Annotated in this window: 21 protein-coding genes; 11 read left to right on the forward strand and 10 right to left on the reverse strand. The window is 29.7% G+C overall.

The window, feature by feature from the left end:
- Position 1 precedes the first annotated feature (1 nt).
- Positions 2-973 (reverse strand): L,D-transpeptidase family protein, encoded by a 972-nt coding sequence (locus ACZ5VL_RS05895; protein WP_464198077.1) that lies wholly within the window; start codon positions 971-973, stop codon positions 2-4.
- Between the two features lie 152 nt (positions 974-1,125).
- Between ACZ5VL_RS05895 and ACZ5VL_RS05900 the strand changes: the two genes are divergently transcribed.
- From ACZ5VL_RS05900 to ACZ5VL_RS05920, 5 genes are all read left to right on the forward strand, one after another.
- Positions 1,126-1,563, forward strand: a complete 438-nt coding sequence (locus tag ACZ5VL_RS05900) for a copper chaperone PCu(A)C (protein WP_464198078.1) — start codon at positions 1,126-1,128, stop codon at positions 1,561-1,563.
- A gap of 24 nt (positions 1,564-1,587) precedes the next feature.
- A complete protein-coding gene (locus ACZ5VL_RS05905; protein ID WP_464198079.1) occupies positions 1,588-2,139 on the forward strand; it encodes an SCO family protein in 552 nt (183 codons plus the stop codon).
- A 148-nt stretch (positions 2,140-2,287) separates the two neighbouring features.
- Complete coding sequence (locus ACZ5VL_RS05910; protein ID WP_464198080.1) at positions 2,288-2,599, forward strand: HU family DNA-binding protein; 312 nt, start codon at positions 2,288-2,290, stop codon at positions 2,597-2,599.
- An 81-nt stretch (positions 2,600-2,680) separates the two neighbouring features.
- Positions 2,681-3,178 carry a putative metalloprotease CJM1_0395 family protein gene (locus ACZ5VL_RS05915; protein WP_464198081.1) on the forward strand — a complete coding sequence of 166 codons (498 nt, stop codon included), beginning with the start codon at positions 2,681-2,683 and terminating at the stop codon, positions 3,176-3,178.
- A gap of 113 nt (positions 3,179-3,291) precedes the next feature.
- A complete protein-coding gene (locus tag ACZ5VL_RS05920) occupies positions 3,292-5,343 on the forward strand; it encodes a mechanosensitive ion channel family protein (protein WP_464198082.1) in 2,052 nt (683 codons plus the stop codon).
- Positions 5,344-5,362: 19 nt separating this feature from the next.
- Here the strand turns inward: ACZ5VL_RS05920 and htpX are convergent, their stop codons facing one another.
- Genes htpX through ribA form a run of 5 tightly spaced genes read right to left on the reverse strand, consistent with a single transcriptional unit; the run spans position 5,363 to position 7,917 of the window.
- Positions 5,363-6,229, reverse strand: coding sequence for a zinc metalloprotease HtpX (gene htpX / locus ACZ5VL_RS05925; protein WP_464198083.1), 867 nt, complete (start codon positions 6,227-6,229; stop codon positions 5,363-5,365).
- Positions 6,216-6,593, reverse strand: coding sequence for a hypothetical protein (locus ACZ5VL_RS05930; RefSeq protein ID WP_464198084.1), 378 nt, complete (start codon positions 6,591-6,593; stop codon positions 6,216-6,218). The genes htpX and ACZ5VL_RS05930 overlap by 14 nt, the downstream gene beginning before the upstream one ends.
- A gap of 1 nt (position 6,594) precedes the next feature.
- Positions 6,595-6,819 (reverse strand): PP0621 family protein, encoded by a 225-nt coding sequence (locus tag ACZ5VL_RS05935; protein ID WP_464198085.1) that lies wholly within the window; start codon positions 6,817-6,819, stop codon positions 6,595-6,597.
- Positions 6,813-7,355 (reverse strand): 16S rRNA (guanine(527)-N(7))-methyltransferase RsmG, encoded by a 543-nt coding sequence (gene rsmG, locus ACZ5VL_RS05940; protein WP_464198086.1) that lies wholly within the window; start codon positions 7,353-7,355, stop codon positions 6,813-6,815. Before rsmG ends, ACZ5VL_RS05935 begins: the two co-directional genes overlap by 7 nt.
- Positions 7,348-7,917, reverse strand: coding sequence for a GTP cyclohydrolase II (gene ribA, locus ACZ5VL_RS05945; protein ID WP_464198087.1), 570 nt, complete (start codon positions 7,915-7,917; stop codon positions 7,348-7,350). The genes rsmG and ribA overlap by 8 nt, the downstream gene beginning before the upstream one ends.
- 136 nt (positions 7,918-8,053) lie before the next feature.
- On the opposite strand from ribA, the gene hemB reads away from it, so the two are divergent.
- Genes hemB through ACZ5VL_RS05975 form a run of 6 tightly spaced genes read left to right on the forward strand, consistent with a single transcriptional unit; the run spans position 8,054 to position 14,091 of the window.
- Positions 8,054-9,028 (forward strand): porphobilinogen synthase, encoded by a 975-nt coding sequence (gene hemB / locus ACZ5VL_RS05950; RefSeq protein ID WP_464198088.1) that lies wholly within the window; start codon positions 8,054-8,056, stop codon positions 9,026-9,028.
- Between the two features lie 23 nt (positions 9,029-9,051).
- Positions 9,052-9,975: an ornithine carbamoyltransferase gene (argF, locus tag ACZ5VL_RS05955; protein WP_464198089.1), complete on the forward strand. Its 924-nt coding sequence runs from the start codon at positions 9,052-9,054 to the stop codon at positions 9,973-9,975.
- Positions 9,972-10,445, forward strand: a complete 474-nt coding sequence (locus tag ACZ5VL_RS05960; RefSeq protein ID WP_464198090.1) for a DUF2603 domain-containing protein — start codon at positions 9,972-9,974, stop codon at positions 10,443-10,445. Before argF ends, ACZ5VL_RS05960 begins: the two co-directional genes overlap by 4 nt.
- Complete coding sequence (gene hemN / locus ACZ5VL_RS05965; RefSeq protein ID WP_464198091.1) at positions 10,442-11,800, forward strand: oxygen-independent coproporphyrinogen III oxidase; 1,359 nt, start codon at positions 10,442-10,444, stop codon at positions 11,798-11,800. The genes ACZ5VL_RS05960 and hemN overlap by 4 nt, the downstream gene beginning before the upstream one ends.
- A gap of 40 nt (positions 11,801-11,840) precedes the next feature.
- Positions 11,841-13,088 carry a (Fe-S)-binding protein gene (locus tag ACZ5VL_RS05970; protein WP_464200272.1) on the forward strand — a complete coding sequence of 416 codons (1,248 nt, stop codon included), beginning with the start codon at positions 11,841-11,843 and terminating at the stop codon, positions 13,086-13,088.
- Between the two features lie 7 nt (positions 13,089-13,095).
- A complete protein-coding gene (locus tag ACZ5VL_RS05975; protein ID WP_464198092.1) occupies positions 13,096-14,091 on the forward strand; it encodes a DUF5416 family protein in 996 nt (331 codons plus the stop codon).
- Positions 14,092-14,109: 18 nt separating this feature from the next.
- Here ACZ5VL_RS05975 and ACZ5VL_RS05980 read toward each other — a convergent pair whose 3' ends face one another.
- From ACZ5VL_RS05980 to topA, 4 genes are all read right to left on the reverse strand, one after another.
- Complete coding sequence (locus ACZ5VL_RS05980) at positions 14,110-15,423, reverse strand: citrate synthase (RefSeq protein ID WP_464198093.1); 1,314 nt, start codon at positions 15,421-15,423, stop codon at positions 14,110-14,112.
- A gap of 81 nt (positions 15,424-15,504) precedes the next feature.
- The gene (locus ACZ5VL_RS05985) at positions 15,505-16,665 is read right to left on the reverse strand and encodes a cation:proton antiporter (RefSeq protein ID WP_464198094.1); all 1,161 of its coding nucleotides are present in this window, start codon (positions 16,663-16,665) and stop codon (positions 15,505-15,507) included.
- Entirely contained in the window at positions 16,658-17,188 is a 531-nt protein-coding gene (locus ACZ5VL_RS05990; RefSeq protein ID WP_464198095.1) for a metallophosphoesterase family protein, read from the reverse strand. The genes ACZ5VL_RS05985 and ACZ5VL_RS05990 overlap by 8 nt, the downstream gene beginning before the upstream one ends.
- Complete coding sequence (topA, locus tag ACZ5VL_RS05995) at positions 17,181-19,259, reverse strand: type I DNA topoisomerase (protein ID WP_464198096.1); 2,079 nt, start codon at positions 19,257-19,259, stop codon at positions 17,181-17,183. Before topA ends, ACZ5VL_RS05990 begins: the two co-directional genes overlap by 8 nt.
- Positions 19,260-19,291 lie beyond the last annotated feature (32 nt).

Below are 19,291 nucleotides of genomic sequence, written 5' to 3' on the forward strand. Positions count from 1 at the left end.
CTCATTGCTCTAAAATAATTTTCATTTTGCCATCTTTTATAATGGCATACAGTGTTTTAGGTCCATCAAATTTATGACTAGGGGCATCATAGTGTTCCATAAAATTTATCCTAAAAAGCTTTTCATTTTTCATATTTGGATATGGAGATATCTCATAATTACTAAATACAATCTTTTTCTTTTCATTTTTAGCAAAAATTCTTCTTTTCATGCTTTTAAAATCTTCGAGTTTCATACCGTCATATCTTACAAAGTTATCATTGTAGTAATTAAAGTATTTTTCTGTATCATTAACAATCCAAGCTTGTTTCCAAAAAAACAAATCCCTAAATATTATAGATATTTCTTCTTTTGACGCTGTTGGTTCGCCAGATTCTGATATAAGAGTTATTGCTCTTGAGTTTCTTTTTTGCATAAGATCATCAAATTCTAAGAGCAAGTCATTTTTAAGTGCTATACAGCCTTCTGTCGTTAATTCGCTTTTTCTAATTCCATCACTTGGAAATCCGTGTATCCATATTCCGCCACCTGTTTTACCTAAGGTTTTGTCATATAAATTTGGATAAGATAAAGAAAAAGATATTGGACCATAGTAATCAGTTGGTGGAGTAAATCTCCTTGTAACCTCATATGCTCCAACTGGAGTTTTTAGATCACCTTCTTTAAACTTATCTCCGAGTTTTCCTGTAATAATATCTTGATGGAAAAGATTTGATAATTTGCCATCCTCGTAAGTATACATACTCATTTTTTTACCTATTTTATCTACGATAATAATAGTGGTATTATTATCATAATAACCGTATTTTACATCTATATTCTTTATAGTATTAGACCAAAAATCAGATTTTTTGATATTTTCATCTAGTATCTTTTTTACAGCATCTATACCATCTTCAAGATAAATTTGTTCTAAGCTTCTTGCATATATAAAACTCATAAACAAGAAAAGAAAAACGACTATTTTTTTCAAAGCAACACTCCAACTTTAAATTTAATATATAAATAACTTGAAATTATATGAAATTTTTGCTTAATTTATAAATTTTTATTTTTTGTAAACATAAACATAATATTTAATATTGCAATATATAATTAATATTTATTTAAATTTAAGGAGAATACATGAAGAAAATACTTTTGTCTACTATAGTTAGTGGTATGATGTTTGCCTATGCGGCAGATATAGATGTAAGTAATGCTTATGCTAAAGCTACACCTCCAAATGCTAAAAACAGTGGCGCATTTATGCTTATTAAAAACAACACAGATAAAGATATAGCTTTGGTTTCCGTTACAAATAATCTTAGTGATGTTACTGAACTACATACTCATGTAGAAGAAAATGGTATGAAAAAAATGATTCAAATCCCAAAAATAGACATAAAAGCTAATTCTATAACAGAGCTAAAGCCAGGTAGCTTACATATAATGTTTATAGGTATAAAAAAACCTATGGTAGTAGGTGATAATGTAAAAATGACTCTTACTTTTGATAATGGACAAACCGTAACATTAGACAAAGTCCCTGTTAAAGAAGTTAAACTTATTAAAATGCATTAATTAAAAAATAAAAGGAGCTTTGTTGTGAAAAGGGGTATCATTTATATTGTTTTAGCTATTGTAATATTTGGTGTGAGCTTTGGTGTTGCTAGCTTGATCAAAGATAAAAACAAGTATGATTTTAGCGCTCAGAGTATAAATGGTAAAGTGACAATGAGTTCTTTTAACGGAAAGTATAAGATATTTTATTTTGGTTATACTTTTTGTCCGGATGTTTGTCCTACTGCTCTTTCTTTGCTTTCTGCTGCACTTGAGGATAATCCAAGAAAAAACGAAGTTTTAGTTGTATTTATTACACTTGATCCTGAGAGAGATAAAGTTAAAGAATCAGATGAGTTCGTAAAATACTTTTATCCATACTCAGTCGGTATAGTAGCAGAAGATCTTCCTAAAATGGCATCAAATTTTGGTGTAAAATATCAAAAAGTTGATCTAAAAGATTCTAAGATGCAATATTCTGTAGCACATAGCTCCGCAATCTATCTTTTTGATAAAAATGGAAAATTTGTAAAAGAAGTTACAAATTTAACTATGCAAGAAATACAATCATCAATAGATGAGCTTTTAAAACACTAAAATTTGACCTCCATACTCAAAATTTGCTAAATTTTTTATATAAAATGGCTAAATTTAGCAAATTTATTACATTTTTTACTAAAAACTATTGAATATTCCTTAAAAACATTGTAAAATACATGGTATTAATTTCTTTCAAGGAGTCATCATGACAAAAGCGGATTTCATTCAAAAAGTTGCTGATAAGGCAGGACTAACTAAAAAAGATACAACAGCTGCATTAGATGCTGTTTTAGAGAGTTTAACAGATATACTTTCTAAAGGCGAGAGCATGACTTTTGTAGGTTTTGGTACATTTAGCGTATCAGAAAGAGCTGCTAGAACTATAAAAGTTCCAGGAACTCAAAAAGAAATGAAAATAGCTGCTAGAAATACAGTTAAATTCAAAGTTGGTAAAAAACTTAAAGAGTCAGTTGCTGGCGGTAGTAAATCAAAAGCAGCTAAAGCTAAGAAAAAATAATTTAATTATACAATAGTGGATGTGCTAAAACATCCACTTACTATTCTAGCCAACTCTTTATTAAATATATAAGGAGCTAAAATGCAGATACAATCATCTTATAATCCTTATGAAAAAAGTCCATATAAAAATCCTAGTGAATTAAGCGAAGAAGAAAAACTTCAAGTTTCAAAATTACAAAAAAGAGACAGCGAAGTGAAAGCTCATGAAGCTGCACATCTTGCAAGTGGTGCAGGGCTTACAAGAGGTTTAAACTATACTTATGAAAAAGGACCAGATGGCAAACAATATGCCGTTGGTGGCGAAGTTATGCTTGATACTACTAAAGGCAAAACTCCACAGGAGACTATTCAAAAAAGTGAACAAATAAAAAGAGCTGCTTTAGCTCCAGCAAATCCAAGCTCTGCTGATATAAAGATAGCAGCAAGTGCTGAAGCTATGAAAAATAATGCGGAGCTTGAGATAAAAAAAGAAGATATGCAAAGCAAAAATATAGACAAACACATTAGATTTGGATCAAATACTCCACTTAGGGCTTATAATGATATCCAGTCACCACATGTATTGGGTATTTTCTAAACACATAAATTTTTTTATTAAAATAATTTAAAAAACATTTATTTATTTATAGTAAATTTCTTAGGTATTACTTGCTTGTAATATTATTTTACCCTATATATTCAAGGAATTTTATGAGACATAAATTTATATGTATTTTAACTATGTTATTTTGTTTAAATTTTTTATATGCGTCTGATAATAATTTAGATGTGCAAAAATCTCAAAAGCAAGAGGCGGCGAAAAATATATCCAAAGTTTTAGATGTAAACCTTACTCAAGACCCAGAAAAAAAAGAACTCGTAAAAATAATAGCAGAAAAAATTGTTGAAGATAATGAAACAAGTAGCAAAAATGAAGAGTTGTTGGAAAATACACTTTATAAATTAGTTACACAACTAATAGACCTTAATAATCAAATAGATATTCTAAAATGGCAAAATGATGAAAATTCAACAGCCAATGAAGTACAAAAACTAGTAGATAGTAAAAAATCTATCCTTAACGAGTTGCCAACAGCTATAACAAATCAAAAAATTGCTCTAAGTACAATTGAAAACTATATCCAAGAAAAGAAAAGATTAACTAGGGATTATGACAAATATAAGAAAAATAATCAAAGCGAAGAGTTTGTAAAGACAGCTATAAAACTTTATACTATAGAATTAAATGAGATTTTTTATGGTGTTTTGATTAAGATTGAAAAAATGTTTATAGATGGCACAAATCAGTCTGAATTAAAGGCTACTATAGAAGAAGCTATGTTAAATATACAAACTAAAAATTATGCAAAAATAAAACTTTTAAAAACTGATTTGGGTGAAAAGGCTACAGAAATTTATAAAGAAGATTTTTACAAATATGATTTAAATAAAAAAACATATGAAGAAATATTTGATTTTTTACTATCAAATACAAATTTACTTGCGAGTAATGTATTTTTTACAAGTTTAAATCTCAAGGGCTTTATGGGTTTTATAAACCAAAGAAATCCTTTTGATACGCAAACTATAAATAGTGGAAAAATAGTTTTAATATCAATTATTATGATATTTTTCTTATCTCTTAGAAAGATTTTTGCTAAGATTATATTTTTTGTATTTACTCTTTTTTCAAAAAATAAAGACCATAAAGATACTGTTAAAAACGAAGTAATCGAAATAATTAAAAAGCCAATAGGATTTTTGCTTCTTGCTTATGGATTTGATATTAGTATGAGCATTTTTTTCTATCCTACACCAGTTCCTATAAAATTTGCTAGCATTTTAAATATAGCTTATATAGTTTTATATGCATGGTTGGTAACTAGTGCAATAAATGGATATGGGGTTATGATAGTTGGTCATCTTGCTAAAAAAGGTGGCAAAAAAGAAATTTTAAATTTAGTTATAAAAATAGTTTATATAATTGTTATAATCATCTCTATTTTACTTATATTAAGTTCTCTTGGATTTAATGTTTCAGCCTTTGTTGCCTCTCTTGGAATTGGTGGTTTGGCTATCGCTCTTGCAACTAAAGATATAATTGCAAATTTCTTTGCTTCAATAATGTTGATTTTTGACAATACATTTTCTCAAGGCGATTGGATAGTTTGTGGAGATGTTGAAGGAACTGTTGTTGAGACTGGTCTTAGAAAAACAACTATTAGGACATTTGATAATGCTCTTGTTTTTGTTCCCAACTCAAAAATAATGGATAGTAGTGTTAAAAATTGGAATAGGCGTAAAGTTGGTAGACAAATTAAGATGTTTTTACAAATAGATTATTCTACAAGTAAGGAACAACTTAGAACTTGTTTAAAAGATTTAAGAGACATGTTAACAAATCATCCAAATATATCTGTACCAACAGAAGCATTTTCATCAAAAAATCTTTTAAAATATGGTAGAAGCATGGTTTCTGTTGATGATTTGGCTGGTTATAAGAATAATCTTTTCGTTGTTTTAGATGAATTTGCGGATTCATCAATAAATATAATGATATATTGCTTTTCGAAATCTGTTGTTTGGGGTGAATTTTTGGCTACAAAAGAAGATGTGATGTTAAAAATTATAGATATTTTAGAAAAGAACAAGGTTAAGTTTGCTTTTCCTACTACTAGTATTTATTTAGAGAATTTAAAAGATTTAAGAAGTGGGATTGATGATTTGCGCTCAATGCAAGCATTTGAAAATAAACAGAGTTAATTAACTCTGTTTTTATCGGTTAAGCCCTTATTTCTCTTTTTATTTCTTCAAGAGCATTTATTCTATCTTGTGTGCTAGGATGTGTTCTAAATAGAGTTGAAAGGCTATTTTTTATCCCACTAAATGGATTGATTATAAACATATGAGCACTTTGAGGTGTGGCATTTTGTAAAACTGCCCCACTTCTCGCATAATTTTCTAGCTTACTAAGTGCACTTATTAAGCCTTGCGGATTTTGAGTTAGCATTGCTGCTCCTCTATCTGCTGCATACTCCCTACTTCTTGATATACTCATTTGAATGATAGTTGCAACTATTGGCATAACTATAGCTAAAATTAGCATAAAGATTGGGTTTCCTCCTCTATTTTCAGAGTCTTTACTTCCTCCAGCTATTGCACTAAATTGAGCGAAGTTTCCTAGCATTGCTATAGCTCCTGCAAAAACAGCAGCAATTGAACCTGTTAAAATATCATAATGCTTTACATGGCTCATTTCGTGGGCTAAAACAGCTTCTATTTCTTTTTCATCTAGCATATTTAAAAGACCTTCTGTTGCTGCAACTACTGCATTTGATGGATTTCTACCAGTGGCAAAAGCATTGGGCACATTATCTGGTATAATGCAAACTTTTGGCATAGGAGTGCCGGCTTTATTTGCTAAATTTCGCACTATTTGATAAAGTCCACTTGCGTTTGACTCATAAACTTCTATGGCGTTGTAGTGTTTTAAGACCATTTTATCGCTAAAAAAGTAGCTAAAAAGATTTGTTGCACATGCTACTAAAAATGCTATTAACATGCCTTGCTCACCGCCTATAGAATATCCAAGAAAAACAAAAAGCAGCATCAATGTCACCATTAAAAATATAGTTTTAAAAATTTCCATTTTTTATTGCCTTTTTATAAATTACGGCATCAATTTTAAGCTTTATAGCTCTTAGGATGTCGTTTTTGTCATTTACAAGCATTGCTATTTTGCTATCAAAAAGATAGTAAGTTGCTAGGCTTTGCACCTCAGAAATTAGGTTCTCATTTTTAATGATTATAAATTTTGCACCTACTGCATTTGCCATTATGGCTTCATAACTATCATTAACAATTAAAGAAAAATTTAGCTTATTGTTTAAGGCTAGTTGCAAATTTTTATCATCATAATCAAATACAATATGTTCATTATCTTTAATCAAGTTCGTATTTTTTATATATATAAGTTGTTCGTAAGATATAAGTTTATCTCCAATGATTTGCATATTACTCCTTTTTTATGCATTCTTTGCATATATACTTACCGTCCTTTAAAATAGTATCTTTTAGCTCAACAAAGGTTGAGCAACATTCACATTCTACAAAATTTTCTATACTTGTATTTTTCTTTGTTTTTTTTGGTTTTTGTTCTATATTTCCTCTTTGCATCTTGAAAAACGCAATATATATGAAAAATAAAATTGCCAAAAGTGCTAAAATTTTTACTAACATATCTCTTCCATAAATAAATAATTTCTTACCCCATCGTTAAATATTTTTGCATTTAAACCATCTATTTCATCTTCTACGCTACTTCCTTTATAAAAAAGAAATTTGGTGTTTTCATCATAAAAACCATCGCAAATTTTAAGCAGATCCCTAGTTTTCATAACTGCTCTTGATGTTATAAAATCGGCTTTAAATTTTTTGCAATCTTCTATCTTGGCTGGATAAATCATGATATTATTTAAATTTAAAGCTACTTTTACATAGTTTAAAAATGATGATTTTTTTTGATGAGGTTCATATAAGTTCCAGTTACAATCTTTTAAAACCATTGCTAAAAATATAGCAGGAAAACCAGCGCCACTTCCTATATCGATAGCATTTTTTGGATAAAAATCTAAAAATTCAAGTGGCTTTATACTATCTTCTATAACATCATCCATATTTTTATAAGTTGTAAAACTATGGATTTTGTTAAATTTAGTAAGTATATCTTTAAATTTATCACATTTTTCATAGAAATTATCAGGAATATTAATCATCTAGCATATGCCCCATTTTTTCTTGTTTGGTTTTGAGATAGTTTTCATTATATTTGTTTGGCTTTATAATAACTGGCACTCTTTTTACTATCTCTATGCATTGTAATCCCATAAGTTTTTGAGGATTATTTGTAAGCAAATTTATTTTTTTAATACCGTAATATTTTAGTATAAAATCAACTATCTCATATGTTCTCTCGTCTGCTTTAAATCCAAGTTGATGGTTTGCTTCTATTGTGTCATATCCTTTATCTTGAAGAGAATAAGCGTTTATTTTGTTTAAAAGACCTATATTTCGCCCTTCTTGTCTTAAATAAATTACCATTCCGCTATTTTTATAGATGTATTTTAAACTAGCTACTAGTTGGTCGCCACAGTCACATTTAAGACTGCCAAGTGCGTCTCCTGTTAGGCATTCTGAATGAATTCTTACATTTACAACATCGCCAAAATGTTCTTTAAATATTACTAGATGTTCTTTTTCATTTTCTTTGAAAGATTGAACTTTAAATATACCAAAGTGTGATGGTAAATTAGCAATTTCTGAAATCTCTACTTGCATAAAAATCCTATTAAATTTTTTAAGATATTATAATACCCTAATTAATTTAACATATAAATTATGTTATACATTTTTTTATTAGATATTTAATGCAATTATGATAGACTAGTAAAGTATTTTACGAAAAAGGATAATTATGTTTAAAAGATTTAGAAGATTAAGAATTACTAACGAGATAAGGGATTTAGTTAGACAAACTTATCTAAGTAATAATGATTTTATTTATCCACTTTTTGTAGTTGAGGGAAATAATATAAAAAAAGAAATATCGTCTATGCCAGGTGTTTACCAAATGAGTTTGGATGAAATTTTAAAAGAGTGTAAAAATATAGTAAATTTAGGAATAAAAGCTATTATGCTTTTTGGAATTCCAAGCGTAAAAGATAGCATAGGAAGTGATACTTTAAGCAATGATGGTATCATAGCAACAACACTAAGGGCTATAAAAGATAAATTTCCAAATTTAATAATTATAACTGATCTTTGTTTTTGCGAATATACAGATCATGGACATTGTGGCATAATAGATCATGTTCACAACACCGTAGATAATGACGCAACTCTTGATATTTCGGCAAAACAAGCGATAATCCATGCAAAAAATGGTGCAGATATGATAGCACCTAGTGGAATGATGGATGGTATTATAGAAACTCTAAGAGATACGCTTGATGATGAAGGATTTGAAAATTTGCCTATTATGGCGTATTCTACAAAATTTGCAAGTGCTTATTATGGACCTTTTAGAGATGTGGCTGAAAGTACACCAAAAAGTGGTGATAGAAAGACATATCAAATGGATCCAGCAAACCGATTAGAGGCAATAAATGAAAGTTTAGAAGATGAAGCACAAGGCGCTGACATACTTATGATAAAACCTGCGCTTGCTTATCTTGACCTCATAAGAGATTTAAGGGATAGAACATTGTTACCGATATGTGCTTACAATGTAAGTGGCGAATACGCTCTTTTAAAAGCTGGAGGGAAACTTGGCGTTATTGATTATGATAGAGTTATGATGGAAACACTTCTTGGCATGAAAAGAGCAGGTGCTGATATGATAATAACTTATCATGCAAAAGAAGCTTGCGAAATTTTAAAGAGATCTTAATTTTAAAAGTTTGGAAGAAAAAGATGAGACATTTTTTAACCATAAATGACTTTACTAAAGAAGAGATTTTAGAAATTTTAGATATTGCAAAAGATATTAAAAAAGAAGCAAAGCAAAAAGAATATAAGCCATATCTAAAAAATCAAGTTTTGGCTATGATTTTTGAAAAAAGCTCGACTAGAACTAGGATAAGTTTTGAAGTTGGTATGCATCAGCTTGGTGGAAAAGGAATTTTTTTAAACTCAAAAGACATTCAACTTGGCAGAGGTGAACCCATAAAAGATACAGCACGAGTAATAGGGCGAATGTGCGATATGATAATGGCAAGGGTTTATAAACAAAGCGACTTAGAAGATCTTGCTAAATTTTCAGGTGTTCCTGTCATAAACGGACTTAGCGATGATTTTCATCCTGCACAAATTATGGCTGATTATATGACTATGCTAGAACTTGGGGTGAGTGGAAAGGTAGCGTATATAGGCGATGGAAACAATATTGCAAGCTCATGGTTACTGTTTGCTTCGAAGATTGGCTTAGAGCTAGCTGTTGCAACTCCAAAGGGCTATGAACCCCAAAATAATGTTTTAAATACGGCTTTAGATAATGCTAAAAAAAGTGGTGCAAAAATTTCATTAAGCAATGATATAAAAGAAACTATAGGCTCTGCAAGTGTTGTGATAACTGATACATGGATATCTATGGGTCAAGAAGAGGAAAAAGAAAAACGAATAAAAGATTTTAACGGTTTTATAGTTGATGAAAAGTTTATGAGTTTAGCTGATAAAAATGCTATTTTCATGCACTGCTTACCTGCTTACCGTGGATATGAAGTTAGCGAAGAGGTTTTTGAAAACCATTCAGATGAGATATTTTTAGAAGCAGAAAATAGACTTCATGCACAAAAAGGCATAATGGTGTGGCTTGATAAACATAGGAATGATCAATGAGTGAAAAAAATCCATATGAAAAAATAGAAGAAATAAGCAATGAGCTTGGTTTGACAAGCGGAGAACAGACTATAGTTGAAATTTTACCAACCGAAAATCCTACTGAGCGATTTCTAACACTTAAAAATGGTTCATGGGAAGGGGCTGAGCCTTGGTTTGCTATAGATGAAAAACAAAATCTTCATACTATGGTATCAGTTAAATCGCTAAGCGAGCTTATAAAGGCGTATCAAAAAGCTCAAAAAGAAAACTTTGATTTAAGGCTCGAAAAAAGCATTTATAGACATGTACCAATAGATTTTGGAGATGTTTGGGTTGTTGCTATGGATGAGATAAAAAATATAGCAATGAGTAAGAAAAATGAGAAAAAACTCAACATTGATTTGGATAAGCTTATAGAAAAGATAAAAAAACAACATCCAAATTTATTTGTTGACATAGATAGATTTATGCAAAAGGATAACATATGATAGATTTTGATGCTTATGTAAAATACTCAAAACCAGGACCAAGATATACTAGTTATCCAACCGCGTTAGAATTTAGTGAAGATTTTGGCTATGATGAGTATATAAAAGAGTTTGCATCTCAAGATAAAGCCACGCCTCTTTCTTTATATTTTCATATGCCGTTTTGCAAATCTGCTTGTTATTTTTGTGGCTGTAATGTGATTTATACTAGCAAAACCGATAAGATGGATAGATATCTTGATTATATAGATAAAGAGATGTATATTTTAAGTAAATTTATAGATACTTCAAGAGTTGTAACGCAGATGCATTTTGGTGGTGGGACTCCGACTTATTTTGATACTGCTCAGCTTGAAAGGCATATAAAAAACATAAAAAAGCATTTTAAAAATTTTAGTAGTGATGCAGAGATAAGCTGTGAGATAGATCCAAGACATCTAAGCGAAGAACAACTTGATGTAATGGTTGAAAATGGTTTTAATCGCATAAGCTATGGTGTACAAGATTTTGACGAAAATGTTCAAAAAGAAATTCATAGAATCCAATCTTTTGAAATGACTCAAAATGCTGTAAATATGGCAAGAAAAAAAGGAATTAAATCAATAAATATGGATTTAATTTATGGTCTTCCATATCAAAGTTTAGAAACATTTAAAAAAACTCTTGAAATATCTTTAAAGCTTGATACCGATAGATATGCGATTTTTAACTATGCACATGTTCCTTGGCTTAAAAAATCTATGCGTAAATTTGATGAAATTACACTCCCGCATCCAAAAGAAAAACTTGAGATTTTAAAATTTACTCACGATTTTTTAACAACTCATGGTTATAAAATGATAGGAATGGATCACTATGCGAAAGAAGATGATGAATTATTTAGAGCACTAAATAATGGAACTTTGCATAGAAATTTTCAAGGCTATACAACAAAAGGCGGAGCGGATCTTATAGGTATAGGGTTAACTAGTATAGGAGAGGGCATTAGGCATTATGCACAAAACTATAAAGATATGGAAAATTATGAAAAAGCCATAGATGAGGGTAAATTGCCATTTTTCAAAGGAATACTTTTAAGCAAAGAAGACGTGCTTCGAAAAAATGTTATAATGGGGTTAATGAGTAATTTTATGATAAATATAAAAGATATTGAGAATAAATTTAATATAGACTTTTTTGAACATTTTAAAGAATCTTTAGAAAAACTTGATAGCTTAAAAGAGTTTGTAGAAATTTCTTCAAATTTTATAAAAGTGACACCAACTGGAACACTTCTTATAAGAAATATAGCAATGTGTTTTGATGAGTATATGGATAAAAATATGGGCGAAAAAAGATTTTCAAAAACAGTTTAACACAAAGAGGTTTAAATTGGGTAATTTTGACTTTAAAGCAATGAGTGAGAAGTGCGTAAAGTGTGGAAAATGCATACAAGTATGCACTATTTATAGTGCTAATAGGGATGAAGTTACTTCTCCAAGAGGATATTTAGACTTGCTTGGAACTTGTAATAATGGTAATTTAAAACTAGATAAAAACTTAAAAAATATTTTTGAGAGTTGTTTTTTGTGTACAAATTGTGTTGAGGTATGTCCTAGCTCACTTAGGGTTGATACGGCTATAGAAAATATACGTTATGAGATAGCTAAAACTCATGGTGTATCACTATATAAAAAAGTCGCCTTTTGGTTGCTTGGACATAGAAAAATACTTGATTTGTGTGCAAGATTTGGTTATGTATTTCAAAGCTGTGGTTTAAAAATACAAAAAGATAGTGAGTTTGGAAATACTATGAAGCCAAGATTTAACATCCCGATGTTTAAAAAAGAGCGAACTTTACCAACTGTAAGTAAAAAAAGTTTTATGAACTCTCATGAAGAATTTATAGATAATGGCGGAGAAAAAACAGTTGGTCTTTTTATAGGATGTATGGGTAATTATGCTTATACAAATATTGGCGAGAGTATTTTTAAAATTTGTAAAGAGTTGAAAATCAATGTTCATCTTATGAAAAAACAAGTATGTTGCGGTGCAGCAGCTTACTTTACTGGATGCTTTAAGGAAGTTGAAAAAGCAGCAAAATTTAATATACAGTATTTTGAAAAAATTTTTAAAACTCTAGATGCCATAATCATACCAGAAGCAACATGCTCAGCTATGATAAAGATAGATTATATTCATTTTTTTCATAACGATAAACAGTGGCAAGAAAGAGCAAAAAAAGTTGGAGAAAAGATATTTCTAGCAACTGAATATTTTGATAAATTTACAAATTTAGCTGAAATTTTGGCCTCAAAAGATAAACTTGACAAAACTATAACCTATCATGATCCTTGCCATGCTAAAAAAATGCAAGGTGTTTTTAATGAGCCTAGAAATCTTCTTTCAAAAAACTACGATATGATAGAAATGAGTGATCATGACTCATGCTGTGGATTTGGTGGAGTTACAATGCAAACTGAGAAATATCATTTAAGTAGAGAAGTTGGTATAAAAAGAGCAACTCAGATAGATAAAACCAAAGCAAATATAGTAAGTGCTGAGTGTAGTGCTTGTAGAATGCAACTTACCAATACACTAAATTTAATAGATTCAAATACTAAATTTAAAAGCCCTGTAGAGCTTATAGCTGAGGCACTGTGAGGACAAATTGCAAAGAGCATTTTTTATAGAAGAAGGACCTAGTAAAGATACTATAGACGATAGTGAAATAACTGCTAAATATAGTGGAAAATATAGCGAATATGAGATAAAACCATCTAAAAATATGCCAGGGTTTTATCTTGTAAAAGATTTGATAAAAAATCGAGATAGCTCTGATCTTATAAATTCCAAAATAAAAAAAATAATTTTTAGCGATTGTATAAAAACTTTTGATGAGATTATTAAAGGTTTGCAAAATACCCATAAAATAGAAGAAAATTTACTCCATGGTTTAAAAAATATAATAGACAAAAAACCACGTAGTTTAGTTTTCAGTATAGATGAAGATTTAAGTAAGGAAGTTAAAGAAGAATCTTTTAAAACAGAAGAAAATACTGAATTAAAAAATAATATCACAACTAAAGAAAATAAAGAAGTAGAAAAAGTTTTTCAACAAGATATTTTAAAAGATGAAGCTATTGAAAATAATATTGGGGTTTTGCCAAACCAAGAAATAGCTGCAGAAAATATACAAGATGATTTTAAGGATGATGATTTAAGCAAGAATTATGAACTCATAAATTTAGACGATTTAAATTTTCCAGAAGATAATAAAGAAATTGGATCTAATAATAATATTCATGAGATATATGATGAATATATAGAGTTAGAAAATTTAGTTTATGGTGACAATGAGCTTATAAATGCATTTGGGAAACGTGTTGAATTTGATTCAAATATTATAAATAGCATAGTCATAAGTGTAAGTGGTTATGATGAAAAAAATGATAAAATAATTTTTGATGTTTCTAAGTTTCCAAATAGCGTGGATTATAGATATGCAATATCAAAAGATGGGCTTGAAATAAAAATACTTGGTCTTTTAAATTTGTTTGATGCCAGGATTTTAATGGATACTTATTCGTATAGTTTTATATCACATGGTGGTAAAAATATAAAAGTAATTATAAATAATGTTTTGGTTTATGAAGAAAATTTCTAGCCAAAAGGCTAGAAATTTTTAGTGTTTTTTATATTCGACTTCGCTTTTTTCTAAATTTGTTTCCCCTTCTTCTTTACCAACATAAAGCTGTCTTGGGCGAACAATTTTTATAGTTTCTTGTTGTTTTAATTCCATCCATTGTGTTATCCAGCCAGGAGTTCTACCAATTACGAATATTACAGCAAACATATTTGTTGGAATTTTTAGAGCTTTTAACATAAGACCTGAGTTAAAATCAACATTAGGATATAAATTTCTGCTTATAAAGTATTCATCTTCGAGAGCTACTTTTTCTATTCTATTTGCTATTTTTATTAAATTTGAGTCAATGCCAATTTCGTTTATAAGTTCATCTCTTAATTTTTTTAGAACTTTTGCTCTTGGATCATAATTTTTATAGACCCTGTGACCAAAGCCCATCAAGCGAAACGGATCATCTTTATCTTTTGCTTTTTTAATATACTTATCTACATTATCAACACTTCCTATCATCTCAAGTTGCCTAACAACACTTTCGTTTGCCCCTCCGTGTGCATGTCCCCAAAGAGCACCAATTCCTGCGCTTATGCATGAATATGGATGAGAGTGGGTTGAGCCAACTGTTCTAACTGTTGTTGTAGATGCATTTTGCTCGTGATCTATATGGAGCATTAAAATAGTATCAAGCGCTTTTATCTCGATTGGTTTTAAGTCAACATAAGAATGAGGAAAAGATCTCATCATGTATAAAAAATTCTCAGTAAATCCGCGATCCATATCTGGATAAATAAGTGGATATCCCATAGAATGCCTATAGTAAAATGCGGCAAGTGTTGGCATTTTTGCTATAATTCTAATCGCAAGCTCCATATATTCTTTTGGATCATCAAAGTTCATATCTCTTGAATAATATGTGCTAAGCGTTGCTACACAAGCTTGTAAAACAGCCATAGGATGAGCTTTGTCTGGAAAAGCATCAAAAAGTTTTATCATTTTTTCATTTATAAAAGATCTAGTTTTGAGTTCTTGTCTAAAATTATCAAGTTCTTCAGAAGTTGGTAATTTTTTAAATAGTAGCAAATAAGCTACATCTAAGAAAATTTTATTTTCTGCGAGCCATCCAATATCGTATCCTCTGTGCTTTAAGATACTTTTTTCGCCATCTATGAAGGTTATATCAGAACGACACATAGCAGTAGAAGTATATCCTCTATCAAATGTAAACATTCCAGTATCTTTATGTAAAGTAGAAATATCTATCACCGAAGGCCCAAGAGTTCCATCTATTATAGGAAACTCATAATTTTTTCCATTTCTATTGTCAGTTAATGTAACTGTATTGGAACCGCTCATATTTTCTCCTTTTTATATTTTTTTGATATTGTATCAAAAAAATATATACGAAACTTATATTTAGATAATATTATGATTTTTTTATTTGTTTTTATGTAGCATTATTAATTTTATAATATTAAGAGATACTATGGCGCTAAGTAAACTTGCTAGTATAAAACCTGAGTATTGATTGTAGTTTATATAATTTGATTTGTAGCCTATTGTTGCAGTAGCAACAAGCAATGTTAAAGGCATAGAGTGAGATAATGCTGTTAAAATACTATTTTTAAAACCAATAAATTTAAAAAATACTATAGACGATACAAATCGTAACACCATTAAAGCAACTACTACGATTATGGCAAATTTTACAATATCTAGAGATAATAGAGATTGTAGTTTAAATGTTGAGCCTAGATGTATAAAAAATACAGGAACTAAAAATCCATAACCAACGCTTGATAATCTCTCTGTAAGATCATGTTTGTGATCAAAAAATGTAGCTATAAATATACCTGCTATGAATGCTCCAAAAGCTATTTCCATCTTTAGCCATAGCATTACAGAAATTATACTAAAAAAAAGAGCCATGCAAAGTCTGATATCTTGCTCTTGTTTATCATCTTTAGGCATTAAAATAACTTTTATTTTTGGGAACCACCAAAAAAGAACATCTGTAAATTTATAAATAGCTATACAAAGAGCTAAGAATATTATCAAATATCCAACACTTAAATATAATTGTATTCCCATTCCAAATTCTAAATAAGCGCTTACAAATGTAAGAAGTGCAATAGAAACAATTTCTCCTAAAGAACCAATTAACATTGATGTATTTAGCCAAATTTGATCTTTTCCATAGTCTTTATAAAGTGTAGATAATAGCCCAACACTCATAATAGGAAGTATAATTAAAAAAAGTATGTTTAGATTAAAGCTAAATGTTATGCCAATAGATATAATGTATAAAATTAGAAGGTATAAAAATGCTTTTTTTAGAAGCTTTTTATCAGCACCTAGAAAGACTTTTAAATTTACTTCACTTCCAGCTAAAAACATTAAAAAATAAAAACCTACATTTGAAACAAGTTTAAGCATGTCATTGTTACCAATTAGACCAAAATATCCTGCAATGGCACCTAAGATTATTTCAACTGAGGCTATTGGCATTTTTGATATTTTAGATAAAAAAGGTGATGAAAGTATTATGAAGGCCAATGTTAAAAGAAGTAAAAGTGTGGTTACATTAAACTCAAACATTGATATGCTCATCTAATACAAATTCGTTTTTTGTCCAGTTTGTAGATGCTTGTGCTTTTTCAAATTTAAATATTTTAAATCGTTTTTCATCATCACATTCAAGCAATACAAATTCATGAATAGGTTTTTTTCTAGCACAAATTTCACCAGGATTTATGTAAAGTATATTTTGTGTACTAAAGGCTGTAAAATAGTGTGTGTGACCATAAATATTTACATCAACATCTTTTGCTAGATACATTGGATGATGCATGAGATTAAAAGTTATGTTTTTAAACTTAAATTTATGAGGTTCTTCATATATCCAAAATTCATTTGAATATTTTTTTAATTTTTCATCGTTATTACCAAAAATTGCCACATATGGCAGATGGGAATTCCTCATATCTTTTAGGGTATCAAGTTCTACTATATCTCCTGCGTGAATCAATATATCTACATTTTCTCTTTTAAGTATCTTTATAGCTTCTAGGGCAACGTCACTTCTTTTATGAGAATCAGAGATAATACCTATTTTAATCATTTATCTCTCTTTTGTATTTGCATTCTGAGCACCAAACGAATTTAGCGCTTTTTAGTTCTTTTACAGCCAAATTTGCTTTACCACATTCAGGACAAATTTCATTAGTAGGCTTATATTTGCTTACAAAATCACATTTTGGATAGTTGGAGCATCCAAAAAATTTGCCTCTTTTTGATATTCTTGCTACGATATCTCCACCGCATTTTGGACAAGGTACGCCTATTTTTTCTGGTTCTTTTTTAACGTTTTCTTGTGTTTTTAAATTTCTTGAATATTTACATTTTGGAAAATTTGAACATGCTATAAATTCACCAAATCTCCCTTTTCTTTTTACCAACTCTCCACCGCACTCTGGGCATTTTTCGTCTATTGGTATGGCTATTTTTTGGCTTTTTATATCTATTTTACCTTTTGAAATATTTTCCATAAAAGGATAATAAAAATCAGATAAAATTTGTTGCCAATCACTTTTTTCATCTGCAATTGCATCTAGTTGTGTTTCCATTTTAGATGTAAAATCGCTGTCAACTATATTATTAAAGTGTTTTTCTAAAACCTCTGTTATTGTAAAAGCAATCTCAGTTGGAACAAGCTGTTTTTTTTCTATATTTACATAATTTCTTGAAGTTAAAAGAGTAATAGTTGGCGCGTAAGTTGATGGTCTGCCAATGCCAAGGGCTTCAAGTTTTTTAACGATTCCAGCCTCAGAATATCTTGCAGGTGGCTCTGTTTGTTTTTCTTCGCTTTTTATACTTTGGATTGTCATATTGTCATTTAGCTTTAAATTTGGCAAAATTTTATCTTTATCTAAATCACCATAAATTTTGTAAAATCCATCAAAAAGTAGCTTTCTGCCACTTAATTTAAACTCGGCCTTATTTGAGCTAACGGTAACTACAATATTTTCAAAAACAGCTGGTGTCATCTGAGAGGCTAAAAATCTATTATAAATAAGTGTATATAGTTTTAGGGCATCTTTATCTAGATATTTTGCCGCAATTTCTGGTGTAAAATCTGTATTTGTAGGTCTTATAGCCTCGTGAGCTTCTTGTGCGCCTTTTGATTTTGTAGTATAAACATTTGCTTTGCTAGGCAGGTATTTTTCATTATAGACTTCTTTTATATGTTTTCTAGCCATTGCTATGGCTTCTTTTGCTATATTTAATGAGTCTGTTCTCATATATGTTATAACACCGTGAAATCCAGCGTCAGTTTGCACACCTTCATATAAATTTTGAGCTACCATCATAGTTTTTTTAGGACTAAAACCAAGTGATGAGCTAGCACTTTGCTGAAGAGTTGATGTCATAAAAGGTGGTTGTGGAGAAATTTTTCTTTCTTTGGTTGAGATATCACTTATGCTAAATTTTTCTTCTTTTATAGTATTTACGATGTATTTTGACTTTGCTTCACTTTGGATAGTAAGTTTTTCTATCTTTTCATCTTCAAATTTAACAAGCTCTGCTTCTAAATCTTTTTTAAATTTAGTTTGTATTTCGTAGTATGTTACTGGTTTGAAAGCTTTTATTTCGCGCTCTTTATCGACAATTATTTTTAATGTGGCACTTTGAACTCTGCCTGCACTTAAACCTTTTTGAATTTTTTGATTTAAAAGTGGGCTTAGTTTGTATCCAACTATCCTATCAAGGAGTCTACGAGCTTGTTGAGCATTTACACTATCCATATCTATATGTCTTGGATTTTTTATAGCTTCATTTATAGCGGTTTTTGTAATCTCATGAAAAACAATTCTTGGTAGGCTTTGCGGGTCTTTGCCGATAGCATTTGCTATATGAAAGGCTATTGCCTCACCTTCTCTATCCTCATCGGTTGCGAGGTAGATGTTGTCAGCTTTTTTTGATAACTCTTTAATTTCTTTAACAAGACTAGAGTGGTCTTTGCTTACTTTGTATTCTGGTGTAAATGTGTTTCCATCTATTTTTATACCAAAGGTTGTTTTAGGTAGGTCTCTTATGTGCCCTTTAGATGCGATAACTTCATAATTTTTACCTAAAAAATTTTTTATCGTCCTTGCTTTCGCTGGGGATTCTACGATGATTAAATTTTTCATTGCCTTAAACCTTTTTGAAACACTAAATTTGT

The sequence above is a fragment of the Campylobacter sp. GTC17093 genome (assembly GCF_055397635.1).

Excerpts from the sequence above, each read along its gene's own strand:
- ACZ5VL_RS05935 (WP_464198085.1), bottom strand. The coding sequence starts at position 6,819 with ATGTTAGTAAAAATTTTAGCACTTTTGGCAATTTTATTTTTCATATAT.
- ACZ5VL_RS05900 (WP_464198078.1), top strand. The coding sequence starts at position 1,126 with ATGAAGAAAATACTTTTGTCTACTATAGTTAGTGGTATGATGTTTGCC.
- rsmG (WP_464198086.1), bottom strand. The coding sequence starts at position 7,355 with ATGATTAATATTCCTGATAATTTCTATGAAAAATGTGATAAATTTAAA.
- ACZ5VL_RS05910 (WP_464198080.1), top strand. The coding sequence starts at position 2,288 with ATGACAAAAGCGGATTTCATTCAAAAAGTTGCTGATAAGGCAGGACTA.
- ribA (WP_464198087.1), bottom strand. The coding sequence starts at position 7,917 with ATGCAAGTAGAGATTTCAGAAATTGCTAATTTACCATCACACTTTGGT.
- hemB (WP_464198088.1), top strand. The coding sequence starts at position 8,054 with ATGTTTAAAAGATTTAGAAGATTAAGAATTACTAACGAGATAAGGGAT.
- ACZ5VL_RS05980 (WP_464198093.1), bottom strand. The coding sequence starts at position 15,423 with ATGAGCGGTTCCAATACAGTTACATTAACTGACAATAGAAATGGAAAA.
- ACZ5VL_RS05970 (WP_464200272.1), top strand. The coding sequence starts at position 11,841 with ATGAGTGAGAAGTGCGTAAAGTGTGGAAAATGCATACAAGTATGCACT.
- ACZ5VL_RS05920 (WP_464198082.1), top strand. The coding sequence starts at position 3,292 with ATGAGACATAAATTTATATGTATTTTAACTATGTTATTTTGTTTAAAT.
- ACZ5VL_RS05930 (WP_464198084.1), bottom strand. The coding sequence starts at position 6,593 with ATGCAAATCATTGGAGATAAACTTATATCTTACGAACAACTTATATAT.
- hemN (WP_464198091.1), top strand. The coding sequence starts at position 10,442 with ATGATAGATTTTGATGCTTATGTAAAATACTCAAAACCAGGACCAAGA.
- ACZ5VL_RS05960 (WP_464198090.1), top strand. The coding sequence starts at position 9,972 with ATGAGTGAAAAAAATCCATATGAAAAAATAGAAGAAATAAGCAATGAG.
- ACZ5VL_RS05915 (WP_464198081.1), top strand. The coding sequence starts at position 2,681 with ATGCAGATACAATCATCTTATAATCCTTATGAAAAAAGTCCATATAAA.
- argF (WP_464198089.1), top strand. The coding sequence starts at position 9,052 with ATGAGACATTTTTTAACCATAAATGACTTTACTAAAGAAGAGATTTTA.
- htpX (WP_464198083.1), bottom strand. The coding sequence starts at position 6,229 with ATGGAAATTTTTAAAACTATATTTTTAATGGTGACATTGATGCTGCTT.
- ACZ5VL_RS05985 (WP_464198094.1), bottom strand. The coding sequence starts at position 16,665 with ATGTTTGAGTTTAATGTAACCACACTTTTACTTCTTTTAACATTGGCC.
- ACZ5VL_RS05990 (WP_464198095.1), bottom strand. The coding sequence starts at position 17,188 with ATGATTAAAATAGGTATTATCTCTGATTCTCATAAAAGAAGTGACGTT.
- topA (WP_464198096.1), bottom strand. The coding sequence starts at position 19,259 with ATGAAAAATTTAATCATCGTAGAATCCCCAGCGAAAGCAAGGACGATA.